Source organism: Inquilinus limosus MP06, from assembly GCF_000767795.1.
GTDB classification, from domain to species: Bacteria; Pseudomonadota; Alphaproteobacteria; order DSM-16000; family Inquilinaceae; genus Inquilinus; species Inquilinus limosus_E.
This window is the reverse complement of sequence record NZ_JANX01000903.1, coordinates 1-1,628: the sequence shown is the minus strand read 5'-3', so window position 1 is coordinate 1,628 and position 1,628 is coordinate 1. Positions and strand designations below refer to the sequence as shown.

Here is a 1,628-nt window from a genome sequence, read left to right as displayed (position 1 = left end):
GCCGACGCCGTTCGAGGCGACCAAGCGCGGGGTCGGCTTGGTGGTGCTGCTGCTCGGCGTGCTGCTGCTGGCCCCGATTCCTTGAGCAACATCCCGCCCGCTTTGGCGATCGCCCTGCTCGCCATCGCCTATCTGGAGGAGGACGGGATCCTGCTCTGCATCGCGCTCGCAGCGTCCGCCCTGCTGCTCGCCGTCGCCGCCGGCGCCGTCTGGCAGGCAATGGGCGAGCTGGGCTGGGTGCGGGGCCTGCTTTAGGCCCCGGCAGGGGGCACCGACCCGCGAGCCGGTCAGGCCGGGCCGGTGCCGGCGGAGGCGCCGCACTCCGTGTCGTGGCCGGTCCGGGCGCCCTGCACATCCGCCTCCAGCCGGGCCAGGAAGCCCCGAAACCGCGGCACGGCGCGCAGGCTGTCGAGCTGGGAGTCATGCTGCACGATGCCGAGCAGCCAGGACCGCACCCGCGGCGTGCGCGCGGAGATGTGCTCCAGACGGTCCAGCGCGGCGTCGGGCCGGCCGGCCTCGGCATAGGTGCAGGCCGCGTTGTAGTGCACCACATAATCCTCGGGGTTGAGCGCCAGGGCCCGGCCGGCCCAGGCCAGGGCACGGCCAGGATCGCCCAGCGAGACCAGCATCGCCGCGCCGGCGCACAGCGCCATGGCGTCGTCGGGCCGCCGGGCCAGCTGCGCCTCGATCCGGGCGAAGCCCCGCCGCGCCGCCGCCAGCGCATCCTCGGCGCGGCCGAGCGACGTGTAGGTGTCCCGCAGCACCACCAGGCAGATGTAGTCGGTGTCGCGCAGGTCGGCCGCGCGCTCGAACAGGGCGGCGGCCTCGGCGTAGCGGCCGGTGTTCCGGCACATCTCGGCGTACCATTCATGCGCCTCGAACAGCTCGGGGTCCAGCGCCAGCGCCCGCTCGAAGGCCGTCGTCGCCTCCCCGGCCCGGCCGGCCAGGAACAGCGCCAGCCCGCGGGAGGCATGGGCCTCGGCCAGGTTCGGCGCGAAGCTCAGGGCCGTGTCGCTGTTGCGCAGGATCTCCTCGTAGGAGATCTCGGTGCTGCCGCCCAGCCACAGCAGCACGTCGCAGGCCGCGACGCCGGCATAGGCGCGGGCATAGCCCGGATCGATCGCGATCGCCTGCAGGAACATCTCCCGCGCCTCGGCCAGCGCCGGCTTGTTGCCGAAGCTGGTGAACAGGGCCGAACGGCCCTGCAGGCAGCATTCATAGGCGTCGGCACTGGTCGTCGGGCGGCCCTCGATCGACCGCAGCTCCTCCGGCAGCAGGGTGACCCTGAGGGCGTCGACGACGCTGCGCGAGATGTCGTCCTGCAACGCGAAGATGTCGTCGAAATCCCGGTCGTACCGCTCCGACCACAGATGGTCGCCGGTGGCGCCCTCGATCAGCCGCACATTGATCCGCACGCGATCGGCCGCCCTGCGGACGCTGCCCTGCAGCACGTATCCGACATTCAGCCGCCGGGCCACCTCCGTCACCTCCACCGCCTGGCCGCGGAAGGTGAAGGCGGTGTTGCGGGCGACCACGAACAGGGCGGAGACCCGGGACAGGTCGGTGATGATGTCCTCGGTGATGCCGTCGGCGAAATACCCCTGCTCGGCATCCCCGCCCATGCTGGT

General features: G+C 72.4%; 2 protein-coding genes. One reads left to right on the top strand and one right to left on the bottom strand.

What is annotated here, in order from left to right; genetic code table 11:
- On the top strand, positions 1-255 hold a 255-nt coding region (locus P409_RS38465; protein ID WP_238578837.1), incomplete at its 5' end, for an exopolysaccharide biosynthesis protein.
- Positions 256-287: 32 nt separating this feature from the next.
- Here the strand turns inward: P409_RS38465 and P409_RS33805 are convergent.
- Positions 288-1,628: tetratricopeptide repeat protein (locus P409_RS33805; RefSeq protein ID WP_052121699.1), on the bottom strand; the 1,341-nt coding region annotated here is incomplete at its 5' end.